Source organism: Arenibacter palladensis, assembly GCF_900129275.1.
Lineage (GTDB): Bacteria > Bacteroidota > Bacteroidia > Flavobacteriales > Flavobacteriaceae > Arenibacter > Arenibacter palladensis.
Genome location: NZ_FQUX01000001.1, coordinates 366,245 through 385,738, shown reverse-complemented (window position 1 = coordinate 385,738; position 19,494 = coordinate 366,245). Strand labels below are relative to the sequence as shown.

18 protein-coding genes are annotated in these 19,494 nt (G+C 40.9%); 11 read left to right on the top strand and 7 right to left on the bottom strand.

Features of this window, described 5'->3' with window-relative positions:
* The first annotated feature begins 11 nt into the window (after window positions 1–11).
* The 3 genes from BUA60_RS01450 to BUA60_RS01440 are packed head-to-tail and all read left to right on the top strand — an operon-like array spanning window position 12 to window position 2,855.
* Window positions 12–455 carry a DinB family protein gene (locus BUA60_RS01450; protein ID WP_072859970.1) on the top strand — a complete coding sequence of 148 codons (444 nt, stop codon included), beginning with the start codon at window positions 12–14 and terminating at the stop codon, window positions 453–455.
* 15 nt (window positions 456–470) lie between these two features.
* On the top strand, window positions 471–1,700 hold the full coding sequence (locus tag BUA60_RS01445) for a nucleoside permease (protein ID WP_072859969.1): 1,230 nt from the start codon (window positions 471–473) through the stop codon (window positions 1,698–1,700).
* Between the two features lie 18 nt (window positions 1,701–1,718).
* Window positions 1,719–2,855, top strand: a complete 1,137-nt coding sequence (locus BUA60_RS01440) for a Gfo/Idh/MocA family protein (protein ID WP_072859968.1) — start codon at window positions 1,719–1,721, stop codon at window positions 2,853–2,855.
* A gap of 70 nt (window positions 2,856–2,925) precedes the next feature.
* On the opposite strand, the gene BUA60_RS01435 is transcribed toward BUA60_RS01440, so the two are convergent.
* Together BUA60_RS01435 and BUA60_RS01430 are read right to left on the bottom strand one after the other, a co-directional pair.
* Window positions 2,926–3,387 (bottom strand): ASCH domain-containing protein, encoded by a 462-nt coding sequence (locus tag BUA60_RS01435; protein WP_072859967.1) that lies wholly within the window; start codon window positions 3,385–3,387, stop codon window positions 2,926–2,928.
* Between the two features lie 61 nt (window positions 3,388–3,448).
* Entirely contained in the window at window positions 3,449–5,152 is a 1,704-nt protein-coding gene (locus BUA60_RS01430; protein WP_072859966.1) for a GMC oxidoreductase, read from the bottom strand.
* A gap of 146 nt (window positions 5,153–5,298) precedes the next feature.
* Here BUA60_RS01430 and BUA60_RS01425 point away from each other — a divergent pair, with 146 nt between their 5' ends.
* From BUA60_RS01425 to nadD, 7 genes are all read left to right on the top strand, one after another.
* Complete coding sequence (locus BUA60_RS01425) at window positions 5,299–6,351, top strand: sugar phosphate isomerase/epimerase family protein (protein WP_072859965.1); 1,053 nt, start codon at window positions 5,299–5,301, stop codon at window positions 6,349–6,351.
* A 17-nt stretch (window positions 6,352–6,368) separates the two neighbouring features.
* Entirely contained in the window at window positions 6,369–7,145 is a 777-nt protein-coding gene (locus BUA60_RS01420) for a 3-keto-disaccharide hydrolase (protein WP_072859964.1), read from the top strand.
* A gap of 13 nt (window positions 7,146–7,158) precedes the next feature.
* Window positions 7,159–7,995 carry a 3-keto-disaccharide hydrolase gene (locus BUA60_RS01415; RefSeq protein WP_072859963.1) on the top strand — a complete coding sequence of 279 codons (837 nt, stop codon included), beginning with the start codon at window positions 7,159–7,161 and terminating at the stop codon, window positions 7,993–7,995.
* Window positions 7,996–8,373: an SdpI family protein gene (locus BUA60_RS01410; protein ID WP_072859962.1), complete on the top strand. Its 378-nt coding sequence runs from the start codon at window positions 7,996–7,998 to the stop codon at window positions 8,371–8,373. It abuts the gene before it with no gap.
* A 109-nt stretch (window positions 8,374–8,482) separates the two neighbouring features.
* A complete protein-coding gene (locus BUA60_RS01405) occupies window positions 8,483–9,340 on the top strand; it encodes a YicC/YloC family endoribonuclease (RefSeq protein ID WP_072859961.1) in 858 nt (285 codons plus the stop codon).
* On the top strand, window positions 9,340–9,930 hold the full coding sequence (gene gmk, locus BUA60_RS01400) for a guanylate kinase (protein WP_072859960.1): 591 nt from the start codon (window positions 9,340–9,342) through the stop codon (window positions 9,928–9,930). Before BUA60_RS01405 ends, gmk begins: the two co-directional genes overlap by 1 nt.
* Window positions 9,931–10,014: 84 nt before the next feature.
* Window positions 10,015–10,602 carry a nicotinate (nicotinamide) nucleotide adenylyltransferase gene (nadD, locus tag BUA60_RS01395; protein ID WP_072859959.1) on the top strand — a complete coding sequence of 196 codons (588 nt, stop codon included), beginning with the start codon at window positions 10,015–10,017 and terminating at the stop codon, window positions 10,600–10,602.
* Between the two features lie 10 nt (window positions 10,603–10,612).
* Here nadD and BUA60_RS01390 read toward each other — a convergent pair whose 3' ends face one another.
* The 3 genes from BUA60_RS01390 to BUA60_RS01380 form a co-directional block, all read right to left on the bottom strand.
* Complete coding sequence (locus tag BUA60_RS01390; RefSeq protein WP_072859958.1) at window positions 10,613–11,317, bottom strand: DUF6503 family protein; 705 nt, start codon at window positions 11,315–11,317, stop codon at window positions 10,613–10,615.
* Between the two features lie 24 nt (window positions 11,318–11,341).
* A complete protein-coding gene (locus BUA60_RS01385) occupies window positions 11,342–13,612 on the bottom strand; it encodes an inorganic phosphate transporter (RefSeq protein WP_072859957.1) in 2,271 nt (756 codons plus the stop codon).
* Window positions 13,613–13,685: 73 nt separating this feature from the next.
* The gene (locus tag BUA60_RS01380) at window positions 13,686–14,891 is read right to left on the bottom strand and encodes a porin (protein WP_072859956.1); all 1,206 of its coding nucleotides are present in this window, start codon (window positions 14,889–14,891) and stop codon (window positions 13,686–13,688) included.
* Between the two features lie 332 nt (window positions 14,892–15,223).
* Here BUA60_RS01380 and dgt point away from each other — a divergent pair, with 332 nt between their 5' ends.
* On the top strand, window positions 15,224–16,567 hold the full coding sequence (gene dgt, locus BUA60_RS01375) for a dGTP triphosphohydrolase (protein ID WP_072859955.1): 1,344 nt from the start codon (window positions 15,224–15,226) through the stop codon (window positions 16,565–16,567).
* On the opposite strand, the gene BUA60_RS01370 is transcribed toward dgt, so the two are convergent.
* Complete coding sequence (locus BUA60_RS01370) at window positions 16,564–17,691, bottom strand: DUF3078 domain-containing protein (RefSeq protein WP_072859954.1); 1,128 nt, start codon at window positions 17,689–17,691, stop codon at window positions 16,564–16,566. The genes dgt and BUA60_RS01370 overlap by 4 nt on opposite strands.
* A 1-nt stretch (window position 17,692) precedes the next feature.
* Window positions 17,693–19,471: a 1-deoxy-D-xylulose-5-phosphate synthase gene (locus BUA60_RS01365; protein WP_072859953.1), complete on the bottom strand. Its 1,779-nt coding sequence runs from the start codon at window positions 19,469–19,471 to the stop codon at window positions 17,693–17,695.
* Window positions 19,472–19,494: the final 23 nt, after the last annotated feature.

Sequence of the window (19,494 nt, the reverse complement as noted above, 5' to 3'; positions counted from 1 at the left end):
TAATATTTTATATGAAGGCTTTTTTCAATCAGCTATTCGATTATAACTTTTACTGCAATAAAAAATTGATTGAAGAGTGCCAAAAGCTGGAGAATGTTCCAGAGAGGACCACGGAACTCTTCAGTCATATATTAAATGCGCACCATATATGGAATGCCAGAATTCTGGGTAAAAAAGCAGAATACGGTGTATTTCAGTTGCAATCGTTAAAAGATTGGGGCGATTTGCATTATGAAAATCAAAGAAGCTCTTTTGAAATTATTACCAACGTGGATAGTTTTGAAAAGCGCTTGGATTATGAGAATTCCCAGGGGAGGTTGTTTACCAATACCATTCAGGATATGTTATTTCATATCATAAACCACTCAACCCACCACAGGGCTCAGATTTCCGTTGATTTCAGAAACAACTCCATTGAACCCTTGGTCTTGGATTATGCAACTTATAAGCGATAAATATACCACCTAAACGTGAATGTAAAGACCAAAGTTCAGCTGTCCTTAATGATGTTCCTCGAATTTTTTATTTGGGGAGGTTGGTTTGTAACATTGGGCACTTTTTTGGGACATAATCTTAAGGCTACCGGGGCAGAATCGGCCATGGCGTATTCCACCCAATCCTGGGGAGCCATAATTGCACCTTTTATTATAGGTTTAATAGCGGATAGATATTTCAACGCAGAGCGAATTCTAGGGGTTTTGCATCTTCTGGGTGCGTTAATGATGTATCAAATGTATATGGCCGTGGACTTTGCGGGTTTCTACCCTTATGTACTTGGTTATATGATTCTATATATGCCAACTTTGGCCTTGGTGAATTCCATCTCCTTTAGCCAAATGAAGAACCCTGCCAAGGAGTTTTCCTTTGTGAGGGTTTTTGGTACTATAGGGTGGATTGTTGCAGGACTAATCATTAGTTTTGTGTTCCTATGGGATTCCGAAACCTCTAGGGAAGAAGGCCTTTTGAAAAATACTTTTTTAATGGTGGCTATTGCCTCCGCCATATTGGGGATATTTAGTTTTACCCTACCGAAAACACCACCAAAGGTGAAAACGGATGAAAAGATATCCATTTCAAGTATTTTGGGGTTGGATGCCCTGAAGCTCTTAAAGGATAGAAATTTCTTTATTTTCTTTCTTTCATCTATTTTGATTTGTATTCCATTGGCCTTTTATTACCAAAATGCAAATCCATTTTTGTCGGAGATCGGAATGGAAAATCCCACTGGTAAAATGACCATTGGCCAAGGTTCGGAGGTTTTATTTATGTTGTTATTGCCATATTTCTTTAAGAAATTTGGATTTAAAAATACCCTGATTGCCGGGATGCTGGCATGGACCGTTAGGTATCTCCTATTTGCATACGGAAATGCCGGGGATTTGGCCTTTATGTTAATATTGGGCATAGCCCTTCACGGTATATGTTATGATTTTTTCTTTGTATCCGGGCAGATTTATACGGATTCAAAGGCGGGTGACAAATTTAAGAGCGCTGCCCAGGGATTGATAACCTTGGCAACCTATGGTGTTGGAATGTTGATTGGTTTTTGGGTGGCAGGAAAAATAACCGATAGCTATATAATTGGCGAAGGGGTGCACAGCTGGACGGATATCTGGACATTTCCTGCTATTTTTGCCTTAGGGGCAATGATATTGTTCGCAATATTTTTTAAGAACGAGGAAGTAGAATATAAAGAGTAACTTAGGAATAAATACATTATGAGCAAGAAAATTAGATTAGGAATTTTAGGGGGTGGAGGAGACTCCCTTATTGGGGTTTTGCACCGAGTGGCATCCCAAATTAATGACAATTACGAAATTGTTGGTGCAGTGTTTAACCCGGACTTTGAAGCCAATGTTGCTTTTGCCAAGGAAATAGATGTACCTACCAATAGGATTTATAAGGATTTTGATACCTTGGTGGAAGAGGAATTAAAACTTCCGAAGGAAGAGCGTATTCAGGTATGTTCCGTACTTACCCCAAACTTTTTGCATTTTCCTATGGCCAAAAAGTTGTTGGAAAATGGGTTTCACGTAATTTGTGAAAAACCTATGACCACCACTTACGAGGAGGCTAAAATATTACAGGCTACCTTGGAAAAGGCCAAGACCGTTTTTGCGGTTACCCATACCTACACGGGATATCCTATGGTTAGGCAAATGAGGGAGATGATTAAGGCAGGTGCTATTGGGAAAATACATAAGGTGGATGCGGCATATTATCAAGGCTGGATCAACTCTATTATCCACGACAAGGCCAAACGTTCAACAGTTTGGAGGTTGGACCCCAAAAAAGCAGGTATCAGTTCCTGTATGGGTGATATAGGGGTGCATGCCTTTAATATGATTGAATATACTACCGGATTGACCATAAAATCCATTCTGGCCGATTTCAATTATTTGTACGAGGATAACCAAATGGATGTAGACGGTACGGTATTGATCCGTATGGACAAGCATGTGAAAGGGGTTATTCGTTCCAGCCAGGTGGCTACAGGTGAAGAAAACGGACTTACCATTGCTATTTATGGTGAGAAGGGCGGACTTAGATGGGAGCAGGAAAATCCCAATTATCTATATGTCCTAAGTGATGATAAACCTCTTCAGGTCTATAAACCGGGACATGCCTACAATTCCAAATTATCCTTGGGAGGTACTAAATTGCCTCCAGGGCACCCTGAAGGAATTTTTGATTCCATGGCCAACATCTATTTGGGGGTTGCAAGGGCAATTCGTGGTGAAAAATATAACGATGGCGAATTCCCTACCATGATGGACGGTGTTCGCGGTCTGGATTTTATAGAGAGTTCTGTGGAGTCCAACAAAAAGGGCAATGTTTGGATCAATCTGAAATAAATTTAGGATTAAGTGTAAAGAATAAGGGCCGCAATTGCGGCCCTTATCTATATATAAAAGATGTTTAAGTTTATCCGTATACCTTTTCAAACTCTACACAGACCACGATCATACTATCCCTGGGGACACGATTAAAAGGGGCCAATTCTCGGGAGAAATAATCCCAATGGTATTTTTTCCAATATTCCAGGCTTTTATCCCCTAGGCCATCCATTTGAACATATTCTTTGGTAATACTAAAAAAGGGCTTCAGCTTTACAGCGGTTGTCCTAACAATGCATTTTGCCTTGCCGTTCCAATCCGTAAGGATCATAAAAGCACCTACTTTGGGGAGTGGCTCTTTTCTGTGCTGCATGCCCAAAAGGGAAAAGGAAGCGGCATTTTTAAGGTTTTTAAGAACAAGACCCACACTGTGGTCTGTATCTTGTTCATTGTCGCTGAAGTGAAGCACTTTAGGTGCTTCTACAAAAGCGAATTCCAAATGGGCGTCCAAATAATCACCCCACATATTTCTAGCCGAAGCATTGTCCATTCTAATTAGGTCTAAGGTTTAACAGTAACGGTAAAATACATTAATTATTTCTCGAAGTATGTTATGAAAATTTACCAGCTTTCAATTGTTTGGAAGCGTGATTTGCTGCCCTGGCCGTAAACGCCATATAAGTCAGTGATGGATTTACACAATTGGAAGAGGTCATAAAGGCGCCATCGGTGACATAAACATTGGGAACCAGATGCACTTGATTGTATTTATTCAATATTGAGGTTTTTGGGTCATGCCCCATACGGGCTCCACCCATTTCATGTATACCCAATCCCGGTCCCGAAGGTTCCTCATAGGAACGTACATCTTTAAATCCGGCAGCTTCAAACATTTCAATAATAACTTTAATGATATCCTTGCGCATATTCAACTCGTTCTCCTTAAACTCAACATCAAAGGCCAATTGCGGAAGTCCCCATTTATCTTTTTCGGTAGGGCTTAAGGTAACCCTATTATCGTCATATGGCAGGAACTCTCCAAATCCAGTGACCCCTATCGTCCATTGGCCGGGCTTAAGAATGCTTTCTTTGAGTTCTTTTCCGAATCCCAATTCCCCAATGGCTTCCGACCAATCGCCTCTACTGGCAGTACCTTGAAATCCGAATCCACGGATATAATCATTGCGTTTGGTCTTTTCGTCCATATTTACGAATCGCGGAATATAGAAACCATTGGCACGGCGACCTTTATAATATTTATCCAAATACCCATCTACTTTGGCAGTTGCCCCTAATTTATAATGATGGTCCATGATTCCTCTTCCCAGGGCATCCGAATCATTACCAAGACCGTTGGGAAAGCGTTCACTTTTTGATTGCAGTAAAATACCGACGGAAGCCATGGCTGAAGCACAAAGAAAAATAACACGGGCCTTGAATTCTATTTTTTCGTTGGTCACCGCATCTATGATTTTTACTCCGGTGGCTTTTTTGGTTTTATCGTCATAGACCACTTCATACACAATGGAATTGGGTCTGAGCGTCATATTCCCAGTTCTTTCTGCGGCTGGTAAAGTAGATGAATTGCTGCTAAAATAGCCTCCAAAAGGACAACCGCGCCAACATCTATCTCGATTTTGACACACTCCGCGACCTTCAAAATCTGCATTGGGATCCGTAATGTGTGCAGTACGCCCAATGGTCACCAAACGGCCATCATCAAATTTTTTTTCGATCGATTTTTGAAAGTCCTCTTCTACACAGTTCAATTTCATGGGGGGTTGAAATTTGCCATCGGGCAACTGTTCAAGCCCAAGGGCTTGGCCACTGACCCCTATATATTCTTCAACCTTGTCATACCATGGTGAAATGTCCTTGTATCTAACAGGCCAATCAACCCCTATGCCTTCTTTTTTATTGGCCTCAAAATCGATATCACTCCAGCGGTAGCTTTGTCTTCCCCAGGTTAAGGAACGCCCGCCAACCTGATACCCTCTTATCCAATCAAATCTTTTGGTTTGCACATAAGGGTGCTCCAAATCGTTTACAAAGAAATGCTTATTGCTCTCATCTGGTGCCCAATTCAACCTACTTTGTATGTGATATTTCTCTTTATCGGATTTGGATAATTCGCCTTTTAGCGGGTAATCCCATGGGTCATCGTTCATTGTGGGATAATCCTCGATATGCTTTACCATTGGCCCCCTTTCCAGCACCAAAGTCCTTAACCCATTCTCGCAAAGTTCTTTAGCTGCCCAGCCTCCACTGATACCGGTACCTACAACAATTGCATCAAACATTTCACTCTGATTCATTCTATATTTCCTGTTTTAATTCTGATGCTTTTCCTATATTTATAACTTCGCATTTGTAGGTATATGCTACAAACTTTAAATATAGGATTTTTATCCTAAATGTTAACGAAGCTTATTTTCAATTACACTTAAATAATAAAATCAAAATGAAGACAATTAAAGGGCCAGCCGTATTTTTAGCACAATTTGTTGATGAAAAAGCACCATTCAATTCTTTGGATGGCATTTGTAAATGGGCATCCGATTTAGGATATAAGGGAATACAGATACCAACTTGGGTCGATTTTCTTATCGATTTGGATAAAGCAGCCGAGAGTCAGACCTATTGTGACGAATTAAAGGGAAAGATAAATTCCTATGGGTTGGAAATTACAGAGTTGTCTACGCATTTACAGGGACAATTGGTTGCTGTAAACCCTGCTTACGATTTGATGTTCGACAATTTCGCACCGGACAAGGTAAAGAACAACCCAAAAGCACGAACCGAATGGGCCATCGATGTTGTTAAAAAAGGAGCCACCGCGAGTCGTAGACTAGGACTAAATGCGCATGCCACTTTCTCGGGCTCCCTACTATGGCATACCGCCCACCCATGGCCACAAAGACCTGCCGGATTGGTAGAAATGGGCTTTGAGGAGTTGGCAAAAAGGTGGTTGCCCATCCTAAATCACTTTGATAAGGAAGGTGTGGACGTATGCTACGAAATCCACCCTGGGGAAGATCTTCACGATGGGGATACTTTTGAGCGTTTCTTGGCCGCTACCGGTAACCATAAACGGGTTAATATTCTGTACGATCCAAGTCATTTTGTACTTCAGCAATTGGATTACATAGCCTACATAGACCATTATCACGAATTCATAAAATCGTTTCACGTTAAGGATTCCGAATTTAACCCAACGGGAAAAAAGGGTGCCTTTGGAGGCTTTAACGATTGGGGCGACCGTGCAGGCAGATATCGTTCCCTTGGGGATGGGCAGATTGATTTTAAGTCTATCTTCTCTAAACTAACCCAGTATGGATGCGATGTTTGGGCGGTAATGGAATGGGAATGCTGTATAAAGAGTCCGGAACAGGGGGCCAGGGAAGGTGCCAAATTTATCCAGGACCATATTATTGAAGCCACAGAAAAGACCTTTGATGATTTTGCAGGGGCCGCCATAGATAAAACGGTATTAAAAAAGATATTAGGACTTTAATTTCAACAAATAAGAAGATGAAAAAATTAATATTTAGTGCCTTGATAGCCGTTATGGTAATAGGTTGTAAGGATAAAACGGATAAAAATAACATAGACTTAGACTCAGATCCCCTTGCCAATTCTGAGAAAACAACTCCACCTCCAACAGCCCTAATTGAAGGGGAATGGAAGGTACTTTTTGACGGAACCAATTTCGATGCCTGGAAACGGTATAAGGAAGATGGGGTCGGGGAGGCCTGGAAAATAGAGGACGGTGCCATGGTCTTTTATCCACCTAAGGAACGGGAAAAAGGCGAGAAATATAATTTAGTGACCAAAGAGGAGTTTACCAACTTTGTTCTATCCATAGATTGGAAAATCTCAGAGGGGGGCAACAGTGGTATTTTCTGGGGAGTGCAAGAAATTGAAAGCCTTCGTGAGGCTTACCACTCTGGACCGGAAATACAAGTTTTGGACAATGAAAAACACCCTGATGCAAAAAATGGACCTGTAAGACAGGCAGGGGCTTTGTACGATATGGTTGGTCCTAGTGAGGACGTAACCAAACCTGTTGGGGAATGGAACACCTGTGTTATTACCGTAGACCATATAACCAATAAAGGGAATGTTTTGTTGAATGGTACGGAAATAGCTTCTTTCCCGGTACATGGAGAGGAATGGGAGGCAATGATTGATAAGTCTAAATTTAAAGGGTCGGAGCATTTTGGCAAGTATAAGACTGGTAAAATAGGATTACAGGACCATGGTGATATAGTTTCCTATAGAAATATTAAGATAAAAACATTGGATTAAAATATTATTGGATATGCGTATGCGGATAAATTCTTTTTATATCCCTTTAATTTTGTTGACGGCATTTGCGTGCAAGGAAAAGGTCAATGTGGATCCATTGGAACCAAAAAAACCAAAATCAACGGGGGAGGAAATAGTAGTACACGATGAATACTCCGGTACTGAACCTACTACACCCGAAGAGACCGAAATTTATAAGCCCGTGCCTCCAGTAGTAAATCCATTTGACCCTATAAAAAAAGCACCCAGTGATGCTATTGTACTTTTTAGTGGGGACAATTTGGACAATTGGATCAGCTCTAGGGATAGTACGGCAGCCAAGTGGATCGTAAACAATGATGGTAGTATGACCGTTAACAACAAGACGGGTGATATACAGACGGTCCAAAATTTTGGAAGTATACAATTGCACTTGGAATGGAAATCCCCGGCAGAAGTTCAGGGAAAAGGACAAAGTAGGGGCAATAGCGGGGTCTTTTTAAATGGACTGTACGAGGTTCAGGTCTTGGACAACAATGATAATGATACCTATGTAAACGGCCAAGTGGGTTCAATCTACAAGCAACACGTACCGCTCGCCATGGCATCGGTGCCTACAGGGGAATGGAATATCTATGATATTGTTTATCACGCACCGGAGTTCAATGATGCGGGGGATAAAATTAAATCCGGAACAGTAACGGTTTTGCATAATGGTGTGCTGATTCAGGATAATGTTGAAATTAAGGGAACCACCCCCTACATAGGTTGGCCCAAAAACCCCGCACATGGAAAGGGCCCTTTAAGACTTCAGGACCACGGGGACAACAGTAGGGTAAGTTACAGGAATATATGGGTAAGGGAGCTTTAGATGGAGTGGGTGTTTTTCTGTTCAGCAACAGCGCCCGGTCTAGTTTTAACCATTATTTCCTGGATCTATAAAGTACATCCACCCAAGAGCATCAATTACCTCTATGGCTATCGGACGCGTAGAAGTATGCGGAACCAGGAAACTTGGGATTTTGCCAATTACATTGGGGCCAAGATGATGTTGTGGGTTGGAATTTCAACTTTTATAGCGGGTGTAATTGCCTATTTCATTACTCCCCGTTGGGCTATGGGTATTTCTGCTTTTTTCTTAATCGTAGCCATATTTGCGGGAATTTTTTGGTGTGAGCGCCAATTGAGGATTAATTTTGACAAAAACGGAAGGCCATTATTAGATAAGGACCCATCCAATTTAGGATGATGTTTTATATTAAAAAAATAGGTTATTTGTAAGGAATTATTCAGGTCCCATACCATCCTTTATACAAACCCCAATTTTATTTACCTTTGACAAATTCTAAAAACAATTTATGATCCAATCAATGACAGGGTTTGGGAAGCATGTAATTCAACTTCCATCTAAAAAAATTACAATAGAAATTAAATCCCTTAACAGCAAAAGTCTCGATTTAAACGCTAGAATTCCTTCTACATACAGGGAAAAGGAATTGGAATTGCGCAGGACTATTGCAGGCTCATTGGTCAGGGGCAAGATAGATTTTGGACTTTATATTGAAAATACCGGCACAGAGACTTCTTCTGAGGTAAACGAAGTAGTGGTTAGGCAATACATGAAGCAGTTGGGACATATTGTTTCAGGTAATGAGATGGGTCTTTTGGAAATTGCTATGCGTATGCCCGATACTATGAAAACGGAACGGGAGGACATTGATGAGGAGGAATACAAGGTCATTAAGGAATCATTGGAGGAGGCCCTAAAGGAAATAAACATTTTTAGAACGGAAGAGGGAAAGGTTTTGGAAGCCGATTTTGAGGCCAGAATAGGCGTTTTAAAGAGCTTATTGGAACAGGTGGCACAAATGGACCCCGATAGGCTTCTAACGATAAGGGAACGGCTGGAAAAGGCTGTTGCCGACTTAAAGGCCGATCTTGATACAAACCGTTTTGAACAGGAGCTTATTTATTATCTGGAGAAATATGATATCACTGAAGAAAAAGTCCGTTTGCTGAACCACTTGGATTATTTTGCCGCCACCCTTAAATCGGACGACTCCAATGGTAAAAAGCTGGGCTTTATTAGTCAGGAAATAGGAAGGGAAATCAATACCATTGGTTCCAAGGCAAATTTTGCCCCTATGCAACAGCTGGTGGTGCAGATGAAGGATGAATTGGAAAAGATTAAGGAACAAATGCTTAACGTTTTATAATGAAAGGAGGAAAGCTAATTATTTTTTCTGCCCCCTCGGGCAGTGGAAAAACTACTATCGTCAAACATTTATTAAATCAGCCGGAGCTCAATTTGGCATTTTCCATTTCTGCCACCTCCAGGCCTAGGAGGGGCAAGGAAAAGCATGGCGAACATTATTATTTTATGACCTTGTCCGAATTTAAGAGGCACATTAAGAACGATGACTTTTTGGAATGGGAAGAGGTGTATAGGGATAATTTCTACGGGACTTTAAAAAGTGAGGTAGACCGACTTTGGGCAGAAGGCAAGAACGTAATTTTTGATATAGACGTGGTTGGTGGCCTGCGTATCAAGAAGAAGTTTCCAGATCAGACACTTGCCGTGTTTGTAAAGCCTCCCAGTGTTGATGAACTTAAAATTAGGTTGAAAAAACGCAGTACGGAGTCCGAGGATAAAATTAACATGCGGATTGCGAAAGCTTCAGTGGAGTTGGCCACTGCTCCCCAATTTGATGTGGTTATCAAGAATTACGATTTGGATACCGCCCTGGAGGAAGCACATAGGTTGGTAGCGGAGTATGTTGGTGTTGAAGTTAAAAACAAAATATAGGAAAACAGATCCCGGTTCGGATTGCCCAGTGCTGTTACATCTTGGGAGGACTTCTTTGAAAAATGGTATTGAATCAAACTTCGCATGAATAAAAAAATTGGACTTTATTTCGGCACCTTCAATCCTATCCATATTGGGCATTTGGTGATTGCCAATCATATGGTAGAGTTTTCTGATTTGGATGAGGTATGGTTTGTGGTTACTCCACAAAGTCCGTTTAAAACCAAAAAAAGTTTGTTGGACAATCATCATCGATATCAGCTAGTTGCTGAAGCTACCTTGGATTATCCCAAATTAAAGCCGAGCAAAATAGAGTTTGATCTTCCCCAGCCCAATTATACCGTAAATACCCTTGCTTATCTACTTGATAAGTATGATGACAAATATAATTTCTGTTTAATAATGGGGGAGGATAATTTGAAGGGACTGCATAAATGGAAGAATTATGAAGTAATTCTTGAAAACCACTTCATCTATGTCTATCCAAGAATTTCTGAAGGAGAGGTAGTACATCGTTTTAGAAATCACGATAAGATTCAACACGTGGAAGCTCCTATCATGGAAATATCCTCAACCTTTATAAGGGCACAACATAAATTGGGCAAGAATGTGAGACCTATGCTTCCGGAAAAAGTCTGGAAATATATGGATGAAATGAATTTTTATAGATAGATCACCGGGTCTATTTACTCAAAATATCGGTGCCTAAATATTGATCGTTCCTGTTGTAGTACCACGCCCTGTTCTTGGGCATTTTAACATCGTTGATGATCTCTTCCCCTGTCAATACAATGTATTCCCCATCATTTTTGGTTTCATCATGGAAGAATTGATAAGCTTTCATGGCATAGCTGTTAGGGTCAAAATAGAAATACCAGGTATCCCTTCCCACATCCTCGGTATATGTCACTTTTAGTGTCAAATATTCCTTGTCCCTAATGGTTTTGGTTTCAACATTTGGGTCTATAAGGGTTCCCGGGTCCCTTAATTTCATAGGAAGGCCATAGAGATAGGTGTAATAGTCCCTCATTTTTTTGGCACGTTCACAGGAGATATCATGGGATGCCATATCCTGTTCTGAAGTAATGTCTGTACCATCAACTTTTAAAAGGCATTTATCACCAATCACCATCTGTTCCGTGGTTTTTCCTGCCTTATTTGTGGTTAGCTTAAAGGAGGATGCGGGACGGTCAATATTTATCCGGCTTATTCTTTTATCCCCTTTGGGCGATTCCAAGGTCACCGTAAATTCACTTTTAAAGGATTGCCAATGGTCATTGGGGTCATGATATTCAATGGCCTTGGCCAAGAGTTCGGAACCGGATATCCCCTGTCCCAAACACCCTGTAGTTGTAACAAGACTTACCAATAAGAAAAAGTATTTCATGCAAACCCTTAATTGTGATGTGCCCTATTGCATTTCCAACTTGGCAGGTTCCACCGTACTATCGTGCTCACTGTAATAAAGCTCCAAAAGATTCATTGTAGCATTAATAAAATCTTTTGTTTCCAAAAGAAAGGTAAAGTACAAAGTAGTATTTTTTGGACTGGACTCTTCGGTACGTGTCCTAGCGATCTGTTTTTCTATTTTTTGTGAAACCATATCCAATAGTTCCTGTTTGCTGGAAAAAATTACACCAATTCGTTCAAAGGAACGGGTTTCAAATGCAGCCTTTGTGGCACTCAACAATTTCTGTAATTCCAGATCAATTTCCTTTAGTTCTTTGATCTGGTTGTATTTTAATTTTTTATGGTTATTGTGGATGTGCTTATGGCTTATCTTGTTCAGATATTCCAACGATTGGGCCATATCCTGTAGATACCCCAATATGTTAATATAAAGGTTACTGGCGCCAACACTGGCCTCATCCAAATTCTTGATAAAATAGAAGATATGATCTCTTAGTTCGTCTATTTCCGCAGAAAGTTTAACAACCTGTTTTTTGTTCTTTTTTAGAAGCTCCAAATCCTGTTTGGCCAATCCGTCGATAATATGTGTGTAAATCTTATTACTTCTTTTTGCCACATTGGAGATATTGTCCGCACTTTCTTCTATCACCCCTTGGATAGAGCTGCTTTCGGCCTTTCTTAAACTGTCTTCAGCCCTTATTTCCTTGGATTTTTTATTATGTGATATGTAGTTCCTCACTAGCAATAAAACCGCTATCAATAATAGAATGGCCACCATGGATGGTACATGTATATTGATTAGGGAAACTATAACCGCGGCAGAGACAAAGGCTATAATGGCTGTAAAGAACCATCCTCCAATGACATTCAATACCCCGGCAACCCGGTAAACGGCACTTTCTGCTCCCCATGCCCTATCGGCCAAAGAGGTTCCCATGGCTACCATAAATGTTACATAAGTGGTAGATAATGGCAATTTGTAAGAGGTGGCCACAGAGATCAGTACCCCGGCAACCATCAAGTTAACGGAAGCCCTTACCATATCAAAGGCCGGCATTTCAAAAGTTTTATCTTTAGAAAGGGGTATAACGGGTTTTTTAAAATTGGAATCTATTTTTTCCTGTAAGACTTTTGGCAAAAGGGCATTGGTAACAGTAGACAGCATCATAGCCGACCTTACTATTCCCCTTGATAGGAAATTGGGCTGAAAGCGTTCCTTGGATTCACCTTCCCTGGAAAGGTTAATTTCCGTTTGGGTAACGTAACGTGCCTTTTTGGAGAACCAGAGGGTAAGAACCATGACCATACCTGCTACAAACAGCAAAATAGTGGGGGTAGGAACCTTTTCGGCCAAAACTGTCATGCTAAATTCGGTTGCAGGAATCCCTGAAGCCTGCCAAGCCTCAAAAGACTGCCAAGCGGCGATGGGGACCCCGATAAAGTTAACTAGGTCGTTCCCGGCAAAGGCAAGTGCCAAGGCAAATGTTCCTACTACAATAATAAGTTTGTACACGTCGTATTTTAATAATACCGAAATAATATAGGATACCAGGGTCCAAAGCACAAGGCTTCCAATGATAATCGTGGAGGTATTGCTCTGGATATATGCTATAAGGTCGTCACTTACAAAAGTGGCGCCCTTCAAACCTTTAATTAGGATGAAATAGGTGATAGCTGTCAGGGCGATACCTCCGAAAAGTGCTCCAATTATCTTAGCCTTTTTTCTAAAGTCGAATGAAAGTAGAATACGGGACAGATATTGCACCAAGGCTCCTATGGAAAAGGCAATTACAACGGAAAGCAATATGCCCAAAATAATTTCAGTGGCCTTTGACGTATTTATATAATTATAAATATCGATATAGTCACCGCCACTTGAGGCAATTTTAATAAAGGACATGGCTACCGAGGCACCCAAAAGTTCAAACACTATGGATACAGTTGTGGAGGTAGGCATTCCTACCGTATTGAAGAAATCCAATAGAAGAATATCGGTAATCATGACGGCCATAAAGATGATCATGATCTCGCTGAACATAAACTCACCCGGATGAAAGATCCCCTTTCGGGCCACCTCCATCATACCACTGGAGAAAATGGCTCCTATGGCTATCCCCAAACTGGCCACGATCATAATGGTCTTGAACGAAATGGCCTTGGAGCCAATTGCGGAATTTAAAAAGTTAACGGCGTCATTGCTAACTCCAACTACTAAATCTGCTATTGCCAAGAAGGCAAGGGCAATGATCATTAATAAATATATATTGTCCATTATCTTATAAAAATAGTTTGCAAATATCTAAAGTCTCTAGGTTTGTAACGTTATCTTAAGGTTATATTTTTCACTAAAAATGTACGTCCAATTGTAGTCTATACATTAATTCATCAGGGCCGTTATTAACGGAAAGATAGCTCATATCTGTTTGCACCTTCAATTTGTGGCCTACAATATATTTGGAAAGTCCCAGTGTGTATTGATTTTCTGGGTTTTCACCGGTAATATTTTTGTTCAATTTTACATTGGTATACCTCCCGGATACCTCCCAATTGCTCTTAAAAAGATAGCCGGCTTGCAGATTTAATCCGTGGCCTACCTGAACCACTTCTCCGGTCAAGGAGCCATCGATATTTCTGGCAAATGGGTCTTGGGCATCCCTATGGGCATATTCTCCCATAAAAGAGAATCCGTTATATTTAAAAGCGGCATCGATGAACAAGGTATTAATGTCTGTTTGGTGAAAACCATAATCGGTTTCCATATAAGTCCCCTGACTACCCCTTGTCTTGACGGCGTTAAGATTTAGGTTGTAGGTAGCGGCCAACATCAGTTTAGGGGATTTTTCCCTTTTTAAATCGCCTCCACTGTATTCGTCGCCCCCTTCGAACTCGCCAAATGGAAGTAACTCCAAACGTCCGCTGTATTGGTGTCCGCCTAGATTTCCTGTGGTGATGTTTCTACCTTCGCCTTGCGAAATGGAAAGTATTTCCCGCATGACAAAGGTATCCGTTAAGTGGGTGTAATGCCTAAGCTGTATGCCCATATCCCTGTCCAAAGTAAACTGGCCATTTAATAAGGACCGATCCACCAATTGAAGGTTTCCAGAGGATATAACCCGTTCTATGTTGCCAGGGAGTTTGGTCTGGCCTGCCCATAGTTCAAAATTTTGATAAAAATTCCACATTATTACCGCATCCAATATATATCTTGGAGCATCGCTTGTGAATTTGGAGCTACCGGAGATATCCCTATTGGATAAACCCAACTCAAGTTTGTAGCTAAGTTTAGGGGAATAGACAAACCCATCAAATTTTAATCTGGCCCGTCTAATCAGTGCATTGAAATGGGGATCGGTATAATTGCCATTGGAATTTTCTGTCCAAGTGGTACTACTCAAAAGTTGCATCCTAGCGGCAATTTTGGCGCTCCAGGTGCTATCCTTACCCATTAAATTAAAAAGACCTTTGCCAAATTCGGGGGAATTGGTTTCCTGAGAAAAAGAGGTGAAAAATGAGCACATCATTAGCCCTAGGGCCAAGAAATTCATTTTCATGATATATTAGTTTTTGTCGAGAACAAAGAACTAACATAAATGTTAAGTTAGTGTTAATTTAGTAACAATATTACTTTAAATAAAATAAGCTACCTTGGCCAGAGGTAGCTTTGGATTTCAATTATATAGTCGACAAAAACTAATATTTAAAATGAAACCAACTTAGTCTTAAGACAATTGCTAAGATGGGGATATGGATTGAATCCAGTGTAATCTTAAGTTTAATTAATCGTTAAAATTGGGGTCTAGGTTTTGAGGTGTCTAAAGTGGAAACTGGTTTTATTATGTGTTGAATTGTTAAAAATGTATCTTGCGGCCACTAAAAATAAATTATGCATTGGGAACAGCTTCTTTCCTTAAAACGTTTTGGTGATACCCACAAAAGAATAAGAAAGGAACAGGATGAAACCCGATTGGGTTTTGAAGTGGATTACGACAGGGTGATATTTTCCGCGGCATTTAGGAGCCTACAGGACAAGACCCAGGTAATACCCCTTTCCAAAACCGATTTTGTGCATACCCGTCTTACCCATAGTTTGGAGGTCTCGGTGGTAGGAAGAAGTCTGGGAAGGATCGCTGGAAAGAAAATTTTGGAAAAACATCCTCATTTGCGTGAAGTACACGGCTATCATTTCAACGATTTTGGCGCCATTGTTGCGGCCGCGGCCTTGGCACATGATATTGGAAACCCTCCTTTTGGGCATAGTGGCGAGAAGGCCATAGGGGAATACTTTAAAACTGGCAAAGGCAAACAATTTGAAGCGGCATTAACGCAAAAAGAGTATCAGGACATCATAGATTTTGAAGGTAATGCCAATGGATATAGATTATTAACGGAATCCCGCCAGGGTGTTGAAGGTGGATTAAGACTTAGTTATGCCACCTTGGGTGCCTTTATGAAGTACCCAAAGGAATCCCTGCCCAAAAAACCGACAAAACATATTGCGGACAAGAAATTTGGATTTTTTCAACAGGATGTGGCCTCTTTTCAGGAAGTGGCCGCTGAACTGGGACTGGAATCGAGGGGAAAGGGCAAGGACGTTGGTTTTTGTAGACACCCACTTACCTTCCTGGTAGAGGCTGCGGATGATATTTGTTATACCATTATCGATTTTGAGGACGGAATCAATTTAGGTCTTATATCGGAGGATTATGCCTTGGAATATTTAATAAAGTTGGTCAAGGACAGTATCAATATAAAGAAGTATAATAATTTGGTCTATATGGAAGATCGTCTGAGCTATTTAAGGGCTTTGGCGATCAATACCTTGATTTCTGATGCCATTGCAATTTTTATTGAAAATGAGGAAGCTATCCTCAATGGGGAATTTTCGGTATCCTTATTGGATAAAAGCAAGTTCAAGGCCCAGATAGAAGATATTATTACCTTAAGTGTGCAGAAGGTCTACCGGTCCCATGAGGTTTTGGAAAAGGAAATAGCAGGCTATAGGATTATCTCGGACATTTTGGATGTGTATGCCACGGCATTGATCAGGAATAAGCAAGGGACTAGCTCCAATTATGACCGACTAATGATTTCTACCTTGCCCGAACTTTACAGGGCGAACACGGGTTCTACATACGACATACTCTTGGGTACCTGCTGCTATGTTGCCAGCTTATCGGATAGTGCAGCGGTTCATATCCATAATAAGATTATGGGAAAACAGCTTTAGAAATCATAGACCAGACCAACGCCCAGCAATTGTTTAAATTGTACTTTTCGCTTTCCGGGGGTTGTAATGGTACCGTCTGCAGCTTTTACCTCGTCGAAAATAATGTCGTGGTCATATAGAACATGGGTACCTATGGACGCCTTTACATATTTGTTTACGGTCAGGTCCACGTTTACTTCCCAGTCAACATCTATGTTTCCGAAATTCTTTACGTAATCCGAGTACAATTGCAGCCTGTGATTTAATTTCACATTTTCATAAACCATGGTTTCCCAAGTGTTGGACACCAAAAAACCAAACTCCAGATAAACATTTTCGCCCTCTTTAATTATGTTGCCATCGGTATCTATCAGTGCTCTTTGTACCCCAAAGGCGCCGTTATTGGCCAAGGTTTGGTCCAGCACAAAGGTAGATTTGAAGGTAAGGGGGGCTAAACGAAGGTTAAATTTTTTGCCTTCGGGAATATAGGAGGTACCAGCACCTAAAAGGGCATACCCAGGCGCCATAAACCGGGAAATGGGTTTATCCCTATCGGGGTATTTGTAACCATTGGAGAACTGTGTCCTAAACTCCGCGCTGGCAGAATAGTACCAATTGCTTATGGTATCCCTACGGAACGCAAAAGTGGAGGAAAACCGAAGTGCATCGTCCGATTTTCTTAATTTAAAGCCTTCTTGGGCATTTAGACCGTATCGTATGTCCAAATTATTGTTGAGTTGAACGTATCGAAATTTATAATTTCGGACAAACTTGGCGCTGGCCAATCCGGAAATGGAATTGTTTCCCCCTGCATTCCAGTTTACAAAGGCTACCTCACTAAAATTAAATCCAAGTTTGTTCTCCTTTTCCCAAAATGACGGAATTCTAAAACGTCTATACTTTTCTTCCAGTGGCTTGGTACGTTTAAATGAAACAACCGGATTGGTCAGGTCCGCACCTCGGGGAATGTACTTTATTTTGTCCTGCAAGGTCCGTATTACGATGGTATCGATACGCATGGAATCTACGCGCATAGAATCTACTTGGGTGGAATCCCTGGGTTGTGGAGCGGGAATGGTATCTTGTGCGAATAAAAAATTAAAATTTAGGAACAGAAGGACAATAATGAAAATTTTACCGTACATGCTAATCAGTGTTCAAGAGGTTGTTAATATAATTTTTTAAGGTCGATATATCTATTTTAGCTATTTTATGGAGCTCTTCAATGGTTCCCTGCTCTATAAAAACATCTTCAATCCCAAAAACCCTTATGGGGACAAAACTATGCATCTCATTGGCATATTCCAAAATTGCACTTCCAAATCCCCCCATTTTACAGCCGTCTTCAATGGTGATGATGTACTCATAGGTCGAAAATACTTTTTGCAGCATATCGGTATCCAAAGGTTTTACAAAACGCATATTGTAATGGCCAATCTGGTCCGTATTGTGCATGCTTTTTAGTAAATCTGTGACCATATTCCCAATATGGCCGATCGAAAGTACCGCAATTTTCGTTCCTTTTTTTAATTCTTGGGATATTCCTATCGGAATTTTATTAAATTTTTGTTTCCAATCCAGTGTTACGCCCCTTCCTCTGGGATATCTTATGGCTATGGGGTGATCTAATCCTAGCTGTGCCGTAAACATAATATCCCTGAGCTCAATTTCGTTTAAGGGTGCAAAAATAATAAGATTTGGAATACACCTTAGGTATGCCATATCATATATTCCGTGATGGGTGGCACCGTCCTGTCCAACTATGCCCGCACGATCCAAACAGAAAATAACGGGAAGATTCTGTAATGCTACATCATGTATGATCTGGTCATAGGCACGTTGTAAAAAAGTAGAGTAGATATTACAAAATGGGACCAGGCCTTCTGCAGCCATTCCACCAGCCATGGTTACTGCATGTTGCTCCGCAATGCCCACGTCAAATGCCCTATCAGGGAGTTGTTCCATCATGTATTTCAGGGAACTTCCGGTAGGCATGGCCGGAGTTATGCCCACTATTTTTTCATTCTTTTTGGCCAATTCCACAAGGGTATGCCCAAATACATCCTGATATTTTGGAGGCTGTAATTCAGAGGTTTTGGGCCAAAGGTCACCTGTTACCTTATTAAATTTTCCAGGGGCGTGATAAACAACTTGATTCTCCTCGGCCTTTTTGAGACCCTTGCCCTTGGTGGTTATGATATGTAGCAATTTTGGTCCTTCAATGTCCTTTAGTCTCTTTAGTTCCTTTATTAGGGCTACCAGATCATGCCCATCCATGGGACCGGAATAGTTAAAATTTAAACATTCGAATATGTTCTCATCTTTGGCCGTTCCTTTTTTAACATTGGTAAGGTATTTTTTCAAGGCCCCTACGCTAGGGTCTATTCCTATGGCATTGTCATTTAGTACAATCAGTATGTTGGCATTGGTGTCTCCGGCATGGTTAAGTCCTTCAAATGCCATACCACTTGCAATGGAAGCGTCGCCAATGACCGCTATGTGCTGTAAATTCTTCGAACCCTTGATTTGGGAGGCCAAAGCCATTCCTAGAATTGCCGAAATGGAGGTGGAACTATGTCCGGTCCCAAAGTCGTCATAGGGGCTTTCCGTGCGTTTGGGAAATCCGCTTATCCCCCCCAATTGCCTATTGGAATTGAATATTTCCCTTCGTCCAGTTAATATTTTATGGCCGTAGGCCTGATGTCCCACATCCCATATTAATTTGTCTTTTGGGGTGTTGAATACATAATGGACAGCAATCGTTAGCTCCACTACGCCCAGGCTAGCCCCTAAATGTCCTTCTTTGGTAGCAACAATATCTATGATAAACTCCCTTAATTCTTGGGCAAGTTGTAATAAATCGACTATTTCCAAGGATCGAATATCCTTAGGGTCGTTAATATGTTGTAGAATTCCCTTGGGCATACTAAAAATGTTACGCAAAACTA